The sequence below is a fragment of the Cecembia calidifontis genome (genome assembly GCF_004216715.1).
GTDB lineage: Bacteria > Bacteroidota > Bacteroidia > Cytophagales > Cyclobacteriaceae > Cecembia_A > Cecembia_A calidifontis.
The window spans coordinates 1,595,493-1,612,376 of sequence record NZ_SGXG01000001.1 but is presented as its reverse complement, the minus strand read 5'-3'; the positions used below and the strand labels follow the sequence as shown (position 1 = coordinate 1,612,376).

The following is a 16,884-nucleotide window of genomic DNA, read 5'->3' as shown; positions in this document are numbered from 1 at the left end:
AATCATTTATAAACTACAACTATGGTTTTTAACAAATTTCTTCTTATAGTATTGATGGCTGTAATAGGAGCCTTATTTAGTGCCTCATCTCATGCACAGCAAACCAAATCGTCTAATCGCTGGGAAGTTGGTGTCGATGCTTTGTCCCTTTTTGACAAAAATACCTTTGTGCCTTACTCGCTATTTGGAAGGTACCTGCTCAATCCTGAAAGCGATAAGAAATCTCACCTTAGGGTTAGGATAGGCTACGATTTTTTCACTTATCTCGACACAGCAGTCAGGGGAAATACTTTTGACCATGACAGCCACAGGCTCGCTTTTATGGCCTTACTGGGATACCAAAGGGAATTTTCCACTTGGGAGAGGTCCAGTCTGTATTGGGGTGCAGAACTTTCATTTTCCAGTGATTTCAGGAAGGTTAATTGGGATTTGCCCAATATCCAAGGATTTGAATCACTGACTTGGCGCTTTATTGGTCTTCATGGATTGGTCGGTTATACCTACCATTTGACCGAAAATATTAGCTTTTCCTTGGAGTCTTCCGTTTCCATCTCCCATAGGTATTATCATACCCTCGAGGATGTATTCTTTTTCCGAGATGATGGTAGTGGAATTAGTGGTAGGAATGGAATTGATTCTAGCAATCGTATTGACACCGCCATAAATCCATTCCATCAGATATTGTTCACTTATAAATTTTGAATATATGAAGAAAATTTTATTGATCTTATTTGTATTTGGAATAGCTATAAATGCATATACCCAAACTACGCCAACACTAACACTTGATATAAGTCCATTTGGTAACAGTCCATTTTGGTATGGGGAAACTACTTCTTTCAATTATGAATGGAGACTAAACGGAACCATAAGCCCACTACCCCTGGGATGTGTACAATCATCATTTTCTGTCTTAAATAATAGTGGTGCTACTGTGGTCAAAAGACCCGGAAACAACCTGGATGTTACCTGGGGTGGCCAAAAATCCACCACAGCTAGGGTGAACATCTTATTACAGCAATGTTCAAATAATTCTTTCAATCGTGATTATCCGTCTAGTAATTACAGTGTCATGTCTATATTGGGAGAGACACCTTCTCCTATTACAGGCACCAGCGATGTTCCGGTCTGCCAAAATACCCCAATCACCTACAGTACCACTGCCATGAGCATCCCAAACGGAATAAACAGGGCTGCAGATGGTTATGAATGGACTATTAATGCCGTTAAGTTAAGGAATGTGATTAAATAGATTTGTAATTCATTGAGTATTTCAGTTTAGCTCTGAATTTCCGCTTGAATACCTGGTTTCTTTTTGAATATTCTATTTTGGAAGCGATTTTCTTTACATATTTCTGGATAATCTGCTCCAATTCACCAATTAAATCTCTGATTTTAAGAATCAGGGATTTTGTTTTTGACAATGCATAAGTTTTATTGATTATCAAGGTCCTTGCTGACTTTGATGTCCGTCCTGTTTTGGTTTTTGGCTCCACATCATAGCAAAGAATATTGCAGAGTGATATGATCAGGGTCTTAGCATAGAAGTCCTGCTGGACCGCCCATGCTGTTTTGCCGGAAAAATCAGATACTTCAAGTCTTGATTTGATCAGTTTATATGCTTCTTCTATTCCCCATCTCTGTTTGTACAGGTTTATTAGAGAGGAGGCTGTATATTTTTTCCTGTCCAACAGCGAAGTCGCATATATTGAAATCTTACCCTTCTTATTCTTTTTCTTGATCAGTCTTACGGTCATGGTTTGGGATAACGAGGGATACTTTTCAAGCAGCCATCTGTATTTTGGAGGGAGTATTAATGTATATTCCGCATCAGAGGAACTACTTCGGGAAAAATCTTCGACACATTTCCACCAATTGTCTTTCATCCTGAAAAGAAAGTCGGCCCCTTTTCCTTTCAATTCGAAAAAAAGTCTCAGTGATGCATAATACCTGTCGCACACAAGAAGATCCCCTTCTTTAATATGTCCAAGATGGGCATGACATAGGGTGGCTTCCGAAGTGGTGTAGCTTTCCATACCGGCATCCAGTACAAGGCCGTTGTAAACATCATACAGGTAAGATATCCTGCTCATGTAATGTCCCGCATCCGCATTGGGCCCAAAACCATGATAGCTGAACTTCTCTGACATGGAGGGATGATCCGGGAGTTCAAGTGTTGAACCATCAACAGAAAGCACCCTATGCCCCTTCCATTTCTTGAACTTTGCATGTTGGTAAAAAAGACTGCAGATCAAACCGTTAAGCTTTTTAAAAACTGTATAGCACAGTTTTTTCCTGGCCTGGGTAAATGCACTTTTAGTGGGCGATAAGGAAGATTCCCCAAAAAACTCTTCAAGGCAGATATTAAGTCCTTTGTTGCTCTTTGACAAAATAAAAAGCACAAGAACTTCAAAGGAAAAGAAACGGTCACGAAGAAAATCTTTCACCGAAGTCCTACTTTCGATGATAAATTTTTCATAACTTAGTTTTAACTTGAATTCATTTACAATTAAAGTTTTAAGGCTTCCAGCACTCCCTGCTTTCGGAAGCCTTATTTTATACCTCTAATATAATGAATTTCAGTTAATTAACCACTAACTAAACGGCATTAAATGGACTATCCCTGTGGGTTGGAAATTCTCGGATGGAAGCGTATCCAACGGAACCCCTAGACTTTTTCTTGGAACCAATGGCAGAACTCAGCAATTCACTCCTAACTGTAATGGTGCCGGCGCTGTGGTTGTCCGGGCTTGGACCAATGCAGAAGGAAGAGGAACTCCCCATTATAGCTTACCTAGAAGTTTAACAATAACCAGAAGTCCTAATATCTCTATAAGTACACCAAGTGAAATCAGGTGTGGAGTACCTTTTACTGCAACTGTTCCTGAAGTCTCCTGTGCTACTTCTTACAATTGGACAGTACCACAAGGATGGACAATATCAGGAACAGGAAGGATAGTAACAATTACTCCTCTTGGCACCTCAGGTACAATATCCGTAAACATTCCTGTTCCAGGTGGTTGTAATCTATCAGGATCCCAAAGCGTAAATGCTCCTTTTAATTATGTCATTAACGGTCCTTCTTTAATCTGCTCAACAGGTGTATTTTCTGTGGGAACAGTTCCGGCAGGAACTTCGATTTCTTGGACTTCTTCAAATCCTTCAGGTCTTTCTATCAATAGCTCAACTGGTTTGGCTACACGTTTAAATAATTTCAATGGACCAATTACAGTTACTGTTAATATTAGCAATCAATGTGGAGCAGGATCATTTTCTCGTAATGTCTGGGTCGGCACTCCCCACATTACCAATATGAGGGTCAACAACCAGCCTGTTTTTCCAAGTCAGAATGTCTCCTTATGTCCCGGCAACCATTTTCTCAACGTGACTCCAACAGGAGGTGATGTCGGAATTGCCACCTGGACAGTTCCATCAGGTGTTCCTCATTGGATCGGAAACAATACGATGGACTTTACTTTTCCCTCTCATATGTCGTCCATTGCTATCTCCGCCAGGGCTTCCAATTCCTGTGGACAAGGTGCCAACTACAATTTCTTCCTGACCCGACAGACATGGAACTGCCCAAGCTCTTTTGCTGTGGTCGCTTACCCTAATCCTACCAGTGATATCCTAAACATAGAAATGATGCCTGTCACAACAGATGTTTCTAAGGAGGATGCACCAGCTATTGAGTCAGCCACCCTGCTGAATTCAGAAGGTAGGGAAATGGCCAAAGGCTACAGGGAAGGTTCAAAAATTGTTTTCGATGTCAGAAGCCTGAAAAAGGGTGTTTACTTTATCCATGTAATGGTGGATGGCGAACTTATAAGAGAACAAATTCTGATTGATTAAAGTCTAATTCAAATTTTTAGAAAAAGGGGGAACCATTGTAGTTCCCCTTTAATTTTCTCTCCATAGGTTCAAGCATGTCTTCCACCTAAAGTCAATGTCATCAAAATTAAACCCACAACCCAAAAAACATTCTTTTGGCTCACCTGAATGTCAATAATGCCAATCCGTGCCTTTCAGGCCTGGCATCACCCCCCCTCCATCATGAAATGGGCTGCCCCATTCCTAGGGTATTCTAACCTTTAAGGCTGAGGATCGCTACTCGAAATTTGTAATTTCGAGTAGCGATAGAAAGAATTTGTAATTCTTTAACCTTCAAGATAGACAAGTTTGAAAATCCTTTTTGATACGGCGCTATTTACCCTGAAATTAAAAATCCTTTTTTAATTTTAAGGGCAAATAATTGATTTTAGTTCACGATTAAACGAATGATAACTAAGAATTACTAGGGCTTATTTCATTTTTCCCGTCAGTTGGCCTCCTTGATCCTCCGCCAGGTGGGAAAAACCACTTTGTCAAAATTGTTGGCAGATAAAACCCATAAAGAAATACCTTATCTAGACGTAAGGCTTCCGACTGATTTAGCAAAGCTGGAAGAACCCGAGTTATTTCTTAAACAATTCAAGAACCACTGTATTGTTATTGATGAGGTGCAGTGCAAAGCCGATTTGTTTCCGGTCCTAAGGGCATTGATAGACCAGTATTGCATGCCGGGAAGAATCATATTACTCTGATCCGCTTCGCCTGAACTTATTCGTTACAGTTTTGATTCTTTAGCTGGTAGAATTCCTTACAAGGAGTTAAGTCCTCTCAACCTTATTGAGGTTTAATATAAGCATTTGTTACTGTCCCTTGATTTGGATTGCTTTCAAGACTTTCAATAAGTTCAATTAATTCATCTTTCAGAGAAGGATATTTCTTTAATAATTTTTTTACCTCCTTTCTCAAACTCAGGTGTAGCTTTAACTTCAAAAATCATAATCCAAGAAGTAAGTCTTTGGCATTTTTAGCATTAAGTTTCCCGATTTAACTTTTATTGGAAAGGAAGACTCCCACACAATTCCCAAGAATTTCTCCCCAATCCTGTAAAATCTCTTAACTTTGTGCCCGCATTCGAGTGTTATAATGCACCAATTGCGGCTGTATCAAAGGCTTTTGCAATCCTTTAAAGGTTTTACATTGTAATTATCTTGGGGCCTTTCCCCATCAATCTATAGAAGACCGTGAAAAAATACCAGGAGTTTAAGCAAGTTGATTATCCCCAGATAGGAGAAAGCATCCTACAGTTCTGGAAAACGAACGATATTTTTAACAAATCCATCCAATTCAGGGAAGGTGCGGATACCTTTACCTTTTTCGAAGGTCCTCCTTCCGCCAATGGAACGCCGGGAATCCACCATGTGATGGCCAGAACCCTCAAAGATATTTTCTGCCGTTATAAGACCCTGAAGGGCTTTCAGGTAAAAAGAAAAGGAGGCTGGGATACCCATGGCTTACCGGTGGAATTGCAGGTGGAAAAGGAATTAGGCATCACCAAAGAGGATATCGGCAAAAAAATCTCCGTAGAAGAATACAACAGGAAATGTCAGGAAACGGTCATGCGCTTCAAAAATGAATGGGATGACCTGACTGAAAAAATTGGCTATTGGGTGGACCTGGATGATCCTTACATCACCTTCGATGCCAAATACATAGAATCTCTTTGGTATCTTTTGAAGAGGCTTTATGAAAAAGGCCTACTGTATAAAGGCTATACCATACAGCCCTATTCGCCTGCTGCCGGAACAGGTCTGAGCTCCCATGAGCTCAATCAGCCAGGTTGTTACAGGGACGTAAAGGATACTTCCATCACGGCACAGTTCAAGGTCAAGGGGCAGGACAATACCTATATCCTTGCCTGGACCACCACCCCTTGGACCCTTCCTTCCAACTCTGCTTTGGCAGTGGGAGAAAACCTGGATTATGTAAAGGTAAAAACTTTCAATCCCTACACATACGAACCCATGTATGCCATCCTGGCCAAGGCAAGGATGCATGCCTACCTGAACCCAAAAGCTCAGGAAATAGCACTGCAAGACTACAAACCGGGTGACAAGCTTATCCCATACCAGATTGTGGAAGAATTCAAAGGTAAAGCCATGCTGGGATGGGAATATGAACAGCTTTTCCCTATACCTGCTTTAGCCTTGCCGTATCCAGCCTTTACGGTTGTGGCGGGTGACTACGTGACTACAGAAGACGGTACCGGAATCGTTCACCTTGCCAAAGCCTTCGGTGCAGATGACTTCAGGACCCTTGTACAAAACAATGTGCCGGGCATTTTTGTAAAAGACGAATTGGGTAATGAGGTACCCGTAGTCGATAAACAGGGAAAATTCCTTCCTGTAGTAGGGGAATACCTGGCTGCCAAAATGAAGGAACACGGCATCAACGCCCACAAGGAATTTGGTCCAGATGACTTTTTTGTAAAAAATTACACCAATGATGATGAATCTGACAAAGAATATAAAAATACGGACGTCATTATTTCCATCATTCTCAAAAACGAAAACAAGGCCTTCAAGGTAGAAAAATACGAACACAGCTACCCACATTGCTGGAGAACGGATAAGCCCATCTTGTACTATCCATTGGAAAGCTGGTTTATCAAAACCACCGCATACAAAGACAAGTTGGTGGAGCTGAACAAAACCATCAATTGGAAGCCCGAGGCTACCGGTACGGGCCGCTTCGGCAACTGGTTGGAAAACCTGGTGGACTGGAACTTGAGCCGTTCCCGATTCTGGGGAACTCCCCTACCGATCTGGAGGACAGAGGATGGTTCGGAAGAAAAGTGCATAGGTTCGGTAGCCGAATTGAAGGCTGAAATGGAAAAAGCCATTGCCAAAGGATTCATGAGCAAATCCCCCTGGGAAGGCAAGGAAATGGACCTGCACAGACCTTATGTGGATGATGTGGTGCTTGTTTCCTCCAAGGGGGAAAAAATGTTCCGCGAGCCAGACTTGATCGACGTTTGGTTTGACTCGGGAGCTATGCCTTATGCCCAGTGGCATTATCCATTTGAAAACGAAAACATCTTCAAAGCCAACTATCCGGCAGACTATATCGCAGAAGGGGTGGATCAAACAAGAGGTTGGTTCTTCACCCTGCATGCCATCGCTGGTATGCTCTTCGATTCCGTGGCTTTCAAAAATGTGATCGCCAACGGTCTGGTACTGGACAAAAACGGCAACAAAATGTCCAAACGTTTGGGCAATGCCATCGATCCTTTCAAGACTTTGAAAGAATACGGACCGGACGCCCTAAGATGGTACATGCTCAGCAATGCCAACCCATGGGACAACCTGAAATTCAATCTAGACGGGGTAGCTGAAGTACAGAGAAGGTTCTTCGGTACCCTTCAAAATACCTACAACTTCTTCGCTCTTTATGCCAACCTGGACAGCTTTGTCTATGAAAGCGACAAAGCAGTACCGGTGACAGAAAGGGCAGAGCTGGACCAGTGGATCATTTCCAAACTACAGTCACTGATTTTGGAGGTGGAAAGCTCCATGGACAACTACGACGCCACCAAGGCTACCCGTGCGATCATGAACTTTACCGTGGACCAACTGTCCAACTGGTATGTGAGGTTGGCAAGAAAGCGTTTCTGGAGAGGGGATATGACACAGGACAAGCAGGCAGCTTATGAAACCCTTTACGAGTGCCTCATGGCCCTGAGCCAGCTGATGTCCTCTTTTGCACCTTTTTACGCAGAATGGATGTACCAAAACCTGACCGAAAGCAATAGAGAAGCGGGGCAGAACCTACCAGAATCCGTGCACTTGGGCAACTGGACTGCTGCGGACCGATCCCTCATCCAGGAAGACCTGGAAGCCAGCATGGATCTGGCACAGCGAATTTCCTCCTTGGTGCACTCTTTGAGAAAAAATCCAAAAATCGGCATCAAAGTACGTCAACCTTTGCAGCGCATTATGATTCCTGTTTTGAATGAAAAAACCAGGATACAACTGCAACATGTAGAGGAACTGATCAAATCTGAAGTAAACATCAAGGAGGTAGAGTACATTGATGATACCTCCGGGATTTTGGTCAAGGATGTAAAACCTAATCTTCCTGTCTTAGGTAAAAAATTGGGACCCAAAATGCGTTTTGTAGTAGCTGCCATTAAAAACTGGGGGCAAGCTGAAATTGCCGAAATTGAAAGAAACGGAAAAATAAGCGTAGATGTGGAAGGGGAACCCATGGACATCCTACTGGAAGAAGTATTGATCAGTTCTCAAGATATCCCGGGTTGGTCAGTGGCCAGTGATCAAGGACTGACAGTGGCTTTGGACATTACCTTGACCGAAGAACTCAAGCAGGAAGGTATTGCCAGAGATTTGGTAAATAGGATCCAAAACCTTAGAAAAGATATGGGACTGGAAGTTCAGGATAAAATACGCATCAAAGTGTCCAAGCACGATGAATTGGTTGATGCTGCACTGACCAATTTTGCGGGTTATATCCAAACCGAAACCCAGGCTTTATCGTTGGAACTCGATGGGGCTCTGACAGACGCTACTGTCTTGGATATGGATGAATTCGAGCTGAAGGTAAAGATAGAAAAAGCCTAACATCAAAAAATACAGGCCGCAGATTGGGAAATATTTCAAAATATTCCTTAAATCTGTGGCCTTTAATAGATATTCATGAAATACTTCAAATACTTTGGCATTGCGCTATTAGTGATCCTTATAGACCAGGCGGTAAAAATGTTGGTCCATTATCAGATGGATTTTGGCACACCTGGACAGATAAAGGTATTCGGGGAATGGTTCAAACTGCATTATACCACCAATCCCGGTATGGCCTTTGGAATGCAGATAGGAACGGAGTATGGAAAAATGATCCTTACAAGCTTCCGTCTGATAGCTATGTTCGGCATCGGGTATTACCTCTTCCATATCATCAAAAAGAAAATGCATCCGGGATATATTATCTGCATATCCATGATACTTGGCGGAGCTATTGGCAACCTGATTGACAGTATATTTTACGGTGTATGGTTAAACAATGCGCCTTATAATGCCCCGACTCCCTGGTTTCATGGGCAGGTAATTGACATGTTTTACATTGATATTTGGGAAGGGTATCTGCCGGATTGGATACCTATCTGGGGAGGAAGCTATACAGCTTTGTGGCCGATTTTCAATATTGCGGATGCAGCTATATTTATCGGAGTGGCCATTATACTGGTTTTCCAAGGTAGGTTCTTTGATGAAAAACTTGCCGAACAGAAAACAGAAGAAATTGACGAAATCCAAAAGCAGTTCATTGAAGGAGAAGAAAACACCAATTTATAAGGCTTCTCCACAATATTTGCAATAATTGGCATCATCATCCAAATGTCTAGACTTACATGTAGGACAAACTTTTTTCCCTGAACTTTGAATGGTTCCTTGTACGGCTGTCAGCTCGGAACTAACGATACCGGTTGGAACCGCTATTATGGCATAACCCAACAGCATGATGACAGATGATAAAAATTTTCCCAAAGGGGTAATTGGTGTAATATCCCCATAACCCACCGTAGTAAGCGTTACGATTGCCCAATACATAGAAACCCCAATACTGGTATAGCCGCTTTCCGGTCCTTCGATGACGAACATCAAGGTGCCTGTTATCAATACTATTGTCAGAACTGTCCCTACGAATAACTGGATTTTGGTACGGGAATTCCTTAATGCTGTTTTTAATGTCTCTGCTTCACGCAAATACCTGCTTAATTTGAAAATCCTTACCACCCTTAACAGCCGCAAAGCCCTGATGACCACCAAAAACTGTGTGTTGATCAAAAACAGACTCAGGTAAGTGGGTATTATGGCCAATAAATCCACCATTCCATAGAAACTGAAAAAATATCCCAATTTCCTCTTGCTCAACCAAATCCTTAAAAGATACTCTAGGGTAAAAAGGCCTGTAAAAATCCATTCCAAAACATAAAATTCGTAATGATACTTTTTATTCAAAGATGGCTCATAATCCAAAATTACCACTGCTAAAGAGCCCAAAATCAACAGCAGTACTGAAAGGTCGAAGGTTTTAGATGCCCTGTCATCACTTTCAAAAACAATATGAGCCAGACGGGATTTGGATGGCAATAAGGACATATGGCTTGGGTTTTTCCGAATTTAACCAGTCAAGGTTAACTTTCCAATACTTAGGCTATCCATTCCTCTTTTTGAACTTGTACTTCCATCTTTTCCAGGTGTTAGCAGGTTTAGCCCGGAAAAATTTGAAATATTGGTATCTTTTGACCTTACCCATTCAACTTCACTTCTCTTGGAGAATACCGAGGTGCAGATAATGGTATCCCCTGTAAAACAATGATTCCTCAAAAAACCGTATTTTATTTCAAAACAATCGATTTCGAAGACATAAATATACAACAAAGAACCATAAATTATTTTAATATCAAAGATTATTCTGTTTTATTCAAGATTTCAAGGTATCTTTGCAGCTTGTTACTTATCTTATAAAAGACAAACAACAGGATGACTGTAACTCCACCCTGAAAAATATTTTTAGACATCCCAACCCTGCCTTCCCTAAAGGAAGGTATCAAATAATTTATCCTATCCGAAATTACTAAAATTATAGTATAATGACCCAATTATTTTACAACCTGTTCAAACCTGCCCAGGCAAATCTGAAAGATGAAGTATTATCCGGCTTGACTGTAGCCTTGGCCCTTGTTCCTGAAGCAGTTGCATTCTCCTTGATTGCGGGCGTAAGTCCCTTAGTTGGGTTATATACAGCCTTTATCATTGGCTTGATTACTTCTATTCTCGGCGGAAGACCTGGTATGATTTCCGGTGCTACAGGTGCCATTGCTGTAGTAGTAGTCGCCTTGATTGCTACCCATGGAGTAGAATACCTATTTGCCGCTGTAGTACTAATGGGACTTATTCAAATCTTAGTCGGTGTATTGAAACTTGGGAAATTGATCCGATTGGTGCCCCATCCGGTAATGTTTGGCTTTGTCAACGGCTTGGCCATTGTGATTGCAATGTCCCAATTTGAACAGTTTAAATTTACAACTGCCGATGGAATGACTACATGGATGTCCGGTACACCATTGTATGTCATGATTGGCCTCGTGCTTCTTACGATGGCAATCATTAAATATTTGCCAAAATTGACAACGGCTGTACCCTCTGCCTTGGTGGCCATTTTTACCATTTCAGCCATAGTGATATTTGGGGGAATTGATACCAAAACAGTTGGGGATTTGGCCTCCATCAGCGGTGGCCTACCTAAATTCCATATTCCCATGGTGCCTCTCAATTGGGAAACTTTTATGATTATTCTTCCCTATTCAGCCATCATGGCCGGGGTAGGTTTGATTGAAAGCTTGCTGACTTTGACCCTGATTGATGAAATCACTGAAACCAGGGGCCATGGTAATAAAGAATGTGTGGCCCAAGGGGTGGCCAATTTAACCACAGGATTCTTTGGAGGCATGGGAGGCTGTGCCATGATCGGCCAATCCCTTATCAATGTCAATGCCGGTGGTAAAAACAGGATCTCAGGAATAGTCGCATCTATTGGATTATTGGTTTTTATCCTTTTCCTTTCTAACTATATCGAAATGATTCCAATGGCGGCATTGGTAGGACTGATGTTTATGGTGGCCATTGGGACTTTTGAATGGGCGTCTTTGAAGGTCTTTAGAAAAGTTCCATTCCATGATGTTTTGGTCATGGTAACTGTTACTATGGTGACAGTGTTTTTACATAACCTTGCACTTGCCGTTCTTATCGGTGTCATCATTTCCGCTTTAGTCTTCGCTTGGCAAAATGCCAAAATGATCAGGGCCAGAAAAAAAGTAGACGAAAACGGTGTAAAGCATTATGAAATTTTCGGCCCACTTTTCTTCGCATCAGCCATGACTTTTGGACAAAAATTCGACCCCATTAATGACCCAGAAGAAATCGTCATCGATTTTGCAGAAAGCCGAATTGTGGACCATTCGGGCATAGATGCCATCCATAAAGTGACAGAACGCTACGAAAAATTGGGCAAGACGGTTTATATCCGTCATCTGGATAGCTCGAGTAGGGTGTTATTAAGCAAAGCCGAAAAAATCATCAATGTCAACTATACCGATGATGATCCCGCATTTAAAATCATATTGGAGGAGGAAAAAGCGATGGCTTAATCAATAGAATAGCTTTCTTGAAGCTCTTCATAGGTCTTGGATATTTTTTGTCCAAGACCTAATTTCAATACAAAACTTATGGAAATCTTTGTCATCTCCATTACCCCATTCCTGGTTGCCATATTGACCTTTTTTTCGGGTTTTGGCTTGGGAACGATTTTGACCCCGGTCTTTGTGGTGTTCTTCCCAGTGGAACTGGCTATTGCATTGAACTGGTGTGGTGCATTTTTTCAACAACTTTTTCAAGCTCATTTTAGTGGGTCATAAAGCAGGTAAAGCAGTTTTAGTCTCCTTTGGCATCCCTGCCGTGATTGCCGCTTTTGCAGGTTCTTGGGTATTGCTCAACATTACAGATTGGGAACCGCTTTTCTCTTATCAACTGTTTGGAAAAACTTTTACGGTTGAACCGGTCAAGTTCATCATCTCCATTCTCCTGATCATTTTTGCTTCCATGGACCTGATCCCTTATTTCCAGAAACTGCAATTTGGTAAGGAAAAACTTCCTATTGGAGGGATGTTAAGCGGGTTCTTCGGGGGGCTTTCCGGAAATCAAGGCGGCCTACGCTCAGCCTTTTTGATCAAAGCAGATTTATCCAAAGAAGCCTTTATTGGTACTGCTGTGGTAGTTTCCACTTTTGTCGATTTCACAAGATTAAGTGGATATGCCACCAGGTTCCTGAAGGCCGACCTAATGGATAATATCCTACTCGTCTCCATGGCTACCCTATCTGCCATTATTGGTGCCTACTTAGGCAACAAACTCCTGAAAAAAGTGACACTTAAATTTCTTCAGATAACTGTGGCCGTCATGCTTATTTTAATTTCTATTGCCCTCGGCGCTGGGTGGATTTAAAATTCTTCTCTTATTTTTATACCTTGATTTAATTAAGGTAAAGATGAAAGTAGAAAAAAATAAAGTTGTCGCCATCGCTTATGAACTGCATGTGGATGACGGTGAAAATGGAAAAGAATTTTTTGAAAGAGTTTCCAAAGAAAAACCTTTTTATTTCCTCTTTGGTGCCGGAAATATTTTGCCCAAACTGGAAGAAGCCATTGAGGGAAAAAGTGCAGGGGAATCCTTTGAGGTTTTTATAGATTTTGAGAACGGTTATGGGGATTATGATGAAAGTAAAAAAGTCATCATTCCTAAGGCCAATTTCAAAGAGAACGGCAAAAAACAAAAAGACATCTTAAAAGTGGGCAAAGTCATCCCGATGCAGGATGATCAGGGCAATCAACTCAGAGGGGAAATCACAAAAATTGATTACAAGGGTGTTCACATGGATTTTAACTCCCCTTTGGCCGGCTTGGACCTTTATTTCAAAGGGGAAATTGTATCCATCCGTGATGCCGATCCCGAAGAAATTGACCATGGACATGTGCATGGACCTGGAGGGCATCATCATTGATAGAAGAATGAAAAATGGAGAATTATGAATTAAGAATGGAAAGATGAAAAAAATCAGAACAGCATTGGTGGGCTATGGGTCAGTCGCGGAAAAAATGCATGCCCCACTAATTTCGGTATGTGATGATCTGGAATTGGTAGCAGTAGTGGAAAGAAATGGAGAGCGCTCCAAGGAAAAATATCCCGAAATCCAAATATTCAAAAGTTTGGAGGATTTATTGAAAGCCGATGCAGCTGATCTGATCGTCATTGTCACACCGAATGAGTTCCATTTTCATTATGCCAAAATGGCTTTGGAAGCTGGTAAGCATGTAGTAGTGGATAAGCCGGTGACGGTACATCCCAGTGAAACTAAAATACTTCATCAACTGGCCAAGGAAAAAGGAAAGATACTTTCTGTTTTTCAAAACCGCCGATGGGATGGTGACATTCAGACCATCCGGAAATTGCTCCAAGAGGAAACGCTGGGAAGGATTGTTCATTTCGAATCCCATTTTGACCGGTTTAGGCCACATTTGGCGGACAACTGGAGAGAGAAAGATGTACCGGGAAATGGCATTACCTATGATCTGGGCACTCATTTGATAGACCAAACCGTCATGTTGTTTGGCAAACCTAAATGGGTTTATGCAGAGATATTGAAACAGCGCAAAGGAGCTGTTGCAGATGATTTTTTTGATATTACCCTGATGTATGAGGGAATGAAAACAAGGCTTACGGCCAGTGTGATGGTCAATGCCCCTTTGCCCAAATTTTTGGTCTTAGGTGAAAAAGGAAGCTATGTGAAATACGGCCTGGATGTCCAGGAAAAAGCTTTCAAGGCAGGGGAAATACCCGAAGGTCCTAATTGGGGATTAGAAAATGCAGAAGCCTGGGGCACCTTGCACCTGGAAAATGCTTCAATTCCCTATCCAACGGAAAGAGGTGATTACCGGTATTTTTATCAAAACATAGCAGATGCTATTTTTGGAAAAGCAGAATTGAAGGTTAAAATAGAGGAAGCAATCTCAGTTCTTGAAATTATTGAAGCTGCTTTTCAAAGTAATAGGGAAGGCAGAAGGATAGCACTTTGATCCTTCATCATGTTCCGGGCAGTGCAATCCCTTTTACCTTTCTATACAGTGAAAGGGCAAACTTATCTGTCATTCCCGAAATGAAATCCACCAGTGCCCTTAACATAGGGTAGGGATTGGTTTGCTCCCCCCAGCCTTCCATTGGAAAATCACTGGGCAATAGCCTGAGTATGCTCCTGTCCTTTCCGGAATACAAATCTGTCTGGTAATATTTATGGTTGAGCGCCTGCGAAAATACTTCCAGCAGTCCCTCCAAGACCTGAAATCCGGCAGCTTCTTTTTCCAAGACCGGCTTAGACCGATAGATTTTTTCCACTGATAGATTGGAAATCTCGGATAATGCCTGAGCAGCAGGAATTATGTCTGTCAGAGATTGGTCAAAAACTCCCTTAAGGATATCCTCCTCTTTTTCTTTAAAGGCCTGAACACATTCCTCTATCAATTTGCCAATGGCCATGGCCCTTAATATGGCCAGCTTCTGGGATTCAAAACTGTATTTTTCCAATTTCTCCGGCTGAAACTTTTCCCCAAGAATCCTACCTAGCAAAGCTATCGTTTGTTCAACGGACACCAGTCCAAGTGTGCAGCCGTCCTCTAGGTCAATAATGCTGTAGCAGATATCATCGGCTGCCTCCACCAAAAAAGCCAAAGGATGCCTTAACCAACAATCTGAATTGGCCTTGCCAATACCCAAAACCTCTGCCAAGTGATTGAAATCATCCTTTTGATCTGAAAAAAAACCATACTTTTTCTGACTCCTTCTTTCTTTATTCCTTTCAAAAACCAGGGAAGGGCGGGGATATTTTGTAAATGCAGCAAGGGTGGCATAGGACAATTGCAGCCCGTTCTTTTTGGAAACAAGCATCCTGAATCCTTGGGCATTTCCTTCAAAATTACAGAGATCTGCCCATTCTTGAGAAGTCACATAGGGCTGCCAAACGTAACCATAAGGATGATGCCTGAAAAAATCAGAAATAGCCTCTTCCCCTGCATGACCGAAGGGCGGATTGCCAATATCATGGGTCAGAGCCGCCGCGGCAACAATAGCCCCAATGTCCGCTGCATGGATCCCGATTGTAGACAGATGAGGATGTTTTTCCAAAAGGAATTCCCCTACTGACTTTCCCAAAGATCTTCCTACACTGGAAACTTCAAGACTATGGGTCAGACGGGTATGGACAAAATGGTGCTCAGGCAAAGGAAAGACCTGAGTCTTATCCTGTAAATTGCGGAAAGGTGCAGAAAAAATAATCCTATCATAATCTTTTTCAAATTCAGTCCGGACGGAATCCTGAGGGTCCTTTGTTTTCTTCAAAGGATCAAATCTTCCTGAACTTAATAATTTTTCCCAGTGCATCATGGCCAAAAATACTAAAGCTGATAGGAAATCTTCCATTTATTGGTAAAAAAAGAGCTTGAAACATTTTTTGGCATTAAGCTTGCTGAATTTTGATAAAACCAATTCAATCACCAAATGAGAAATCTTGTTAAATCCTTATCACTCGTTTTTTTGACCGTTTTTTTCTTAAGTTCCTGCGACATGGAAACTGATCGGGATCAGATCCGTGATGGGCATGCCAGGGTCAACTTTTACCTTATTGATGCTCCCGCAGCTTATGATGAAGTATGGGTTGAAATACTTGAAGTCAGGATTTTGATGAAAGGGAACAATGAATCTAACGAAAGCGCCTGGATCAACCTTCCCTATGAGAGAAACAACAATAAAATCAACCTCCTATCCCTAACAGGGGGAAATTCAGAACACCTGGGGGAAATGGAAATTCCTGCAGGAGAAATTTCCCAAATCAGGTTGGTACTTGGTGATGACAATTATATCATGCAAAATGGCAGGAGAATAGACCTGAAAACACCCAGTGCCCAGCAGAGCGGCTTAAAACTAAAGGTAAATAAGCCCTTAGAGGCAGGAATTTCCTATGACCTTGTTATTGATTTTGACGCTTCCAGATCCATTGTAAGGGCAGGCAACTCCGGTCAATATATTCTAAAACCCGTTTTAAGGGTAGTAGCCCAAGAATTGGCCACTGTGGAAGGAACAGTACTTCCTCTTGAAGCCGGACCGGTGCAGGTATCTGCCATTTTGGGACAAGACACTGTGGGTACTTTCACAGACAACAATGGCATGTTTCTCTTGAGAGGTCTTAGAGGCGGAACTTATAATTTCTGGTTTGTTCCACAAGAAGGTTACCAGGATTCTTTAATCCAAAACATCACCCTGCCTGTTGGACAAATTACCAAACTCGATCCGGTTATCCTGGAAAAAGCAGTAGAGGAATAAACATAACCATAGAAACAAAGAGGCTGTCTCATCGAAGGGGACAGCCTCTTTTTCT

Annotated in this window: 15 protein-coding genes; 11 read left to right on the top strand and 4 right to left on the bottom strand. The window is 41.9% G+C overall.

Translation table 11 applies throughout. The features are described from left to right. Positions 1–21: 21 nt before the first annotated feature. Positions 22–702 carry a hypothetical protein gene (locus tag BC751_RS21875; protein ID WP_165389810.1) on the top strand — a complete coding sequence of 227 codons (681 nt, stop codon included), beginning with the start codon at positions 22–24 and terminating at the stop codon, positions 700–702. 4 nt (positions 703–706) lie between these two features. Then, the gene (locus BC751_RS07000; RefSeq protein ID WP_130274915.1) at positions 707–1,252 is read left to right on the top strand and encodes a hypothetical protein; all 546 of its coding nucleotides are present in this window, start codon (positions 707–709) and stop codon (positions 1,250–1,252) included. Here the strand turns inward: BC751_RS07000 and BC751_RS06995 are convergent. Continuing rightward, positions 1,245–2,447 (bottom strand): IS4 family transposase, encoded by a 1,203-nt coding sequence (locus BC751_RS06995; RefSeq protein ID WP_165389808.1) that lies wholly within the window; start codon positions 2,445–2,447, stop codon positions 1,245–1,247. The two genes, BC751_RS07000 and BC751_RS06995, sit on opposite strands and share 8 nt — an antisense overlap. Before the next feature lie 178 nt (positions 2,448–2,625). Between BC751_RS06995 and BC751_RS06990 the strand changes: the two genes are divergently transcribed. The 4 genes from BC751_RS06990 to BC751_RS06975 all read left to right on the top strand — a co-directional run bounded on the left by BC751_RS06990 (position 2,626) and on the right by BC751_RS06975 (position 9,194). Beyond that, a complete protein-coding gene (locus BC751_RS06990) occupies positions 2,626–3,852 on the top strand; it encodes a T9SS type A sorting domain-containing protein (protein WP_130274914.1) in 1,227 nt (408 codons plus the stop codon). Between the two features lie 494 nt (positions 3,853–4,346). Beyond that, positions 4,347–4,583 (top strand): AAA family ATPase, encoded by a 237-nt coding sequence (locus tag BC751_RS22705; protein WP_207226850.1) that lies wholly within the window; start codon positions 4,347–4,349, stop codon positions 4,581–4,583. Between the two features lie 489 nt (positions 4,584–5,072). Beyond that, positions 5,073–8,465: an isoleucine--tRNA ligase gene (gene ileS / locus BC751_RS06980; RefSeq protein WP_130274913.1), complete on the top strand. Its 3,393-nt coding sequence runs from the start codon at positions 5,073–5,075 to the stop codon at positions 8,463–8,465. A gap of 75 nt (positions 8,466–8,540) precedes the next feature. Then, a complete protein-coding gene (locus BC751_RS06975) occupies positions 8,541–9,194 on the top strand; it encodes a lipoprotein signal peptidase (RefSeq protein WP_130274912.1) in 654 nt (217 codons plus the stop codon). Here BC751_RS06975 and BC751_RS06970 read toward each other — a convergent pair. Further along, on the bottom strand, positions 9,189–10,001 hold the full coding sequence (locus tag BC751_RS06970) for an ion transporter (RefSeq protein ID WP_130274911.1): 813 nt from the start codon (positions 9,999–10,001) through the stop codon (positions 9,189–9,191). The genes BC751_RS06975 and BC751_RS06970 overlap by 6 nt on opposite strands. A gap of 494 nt (positions 10,002–10,495) precedes the next feature. On the opposite strand from BC751_RS06970, the gene BC751_RS06965 reads away from it, so the two are divergent. Next, positions 10,496–12,052, top strand: coding sequence for a SulP family inorganic anion transporter (locus tag BC751_RS06965; protein ID WP_130274910.1), 1,557 nt, complete (start codon positions 10,496–10,498; stop codon positions 12,050–12,052). Here the strand turns inward: BC751_RS06965 and BC751_RS22570 are convergent. Beyond that, positions 12,049–12,174 carry a hypothetical protein gene (locus BC751_RS22570; RefSeq protein ID WP_278043582.1) on the bottom strand — a complete coding sequence of 42 codons (126 nt, stop codon included), beginning with the start codon at positions 12,172–12,174 and terminating at the stop codon, positions 12,049–12,051. The two genes, BC751_RS06965 and BC751_RS22570, sit on opposite strands and share 4 nt — an antisense overlap. 95 nt (positions 12,175–12,269) lie before the next feature. Here BC751_RS22570 and BC751_RS06960 point away from each other — a divergent pair, with 95 nt between their 5' ends. Genes BC751_RS06960 through BC751_RS06950 form a run of 3 tightly spaced genes read left to right on the top strand, consistent with a single transcriptional unit; the run spans position 12,270 to position 14,533 of the window. After that, positions 12,270–12,905 carry a TSUP family transporter gene (locus tag BC751_RS06960; protein WP_242617400.1) on the top strand — a complete coding sequence of 212 codons (636 nt, stop codon included), beginning with the start codon at positions 12,270–12,272 and terminating at the stop codon, positions 12,903–12,905. Positions 12,906–12,948: 43 nt separating this feature from the next. Then, positions 12,949–13,461 (top strand): FKBP-type peptidyl-prolyl cis-trans isomerase, encoded by a 513-nt coding sequence (locus tag BC751_RS06955; RefSeq protein WP_130274909.1) that lies wholly within the window; start codon positions 12,949–12,951, stop codon positions 13,459–13,461. 43 nt (positions 13,462–13,504) lie between these two features. Next, positions 13,505–14,533 (top strand): oxidoreductase, encoded by a 1,029-nt coding sequence (locus BC751_RS06950; RefSeq protein WP_130274908.1) that lies wholly within the window; start codon positions 13,505–13,507, stop codon positions 14,531–14,533. A gap of 7 nt (positions 14,534–14,540) precedes the next feature. On the opposite strand, the gene BC751_RS06945 is transcribed toward BC751_RS06950, so the two are convergent. Then, positions 14,541–15,893, bottom strand: coding sequence for a deoxyguanosinetriphosphate triphosphohydrolase (locus BC751_RS06945; protein ID WP_130277525.1), 1,353 nt, complete (start codon positions 15,891–15,893; stop codon positions 14,541–14,543). Between the two features lie 114 nt (positions 15,894–16,007). On the opposite strand from BC751_RS06945, the gene BC751_RS06940 reads away from it, so the two are divergent. After that, positions 16,008–16,829, top strand: a complete 822-nt coding sequence (locus BC751_RS06940) for a DUF4382 domain-containing protein (protein WP_130274907.1) — start codon at positions 16,008–16,010, stop codon at positions 16,827–16,829. The last annotated feature ends 55 nt before the right edge of the window (positions 16,830–16,884 follow it).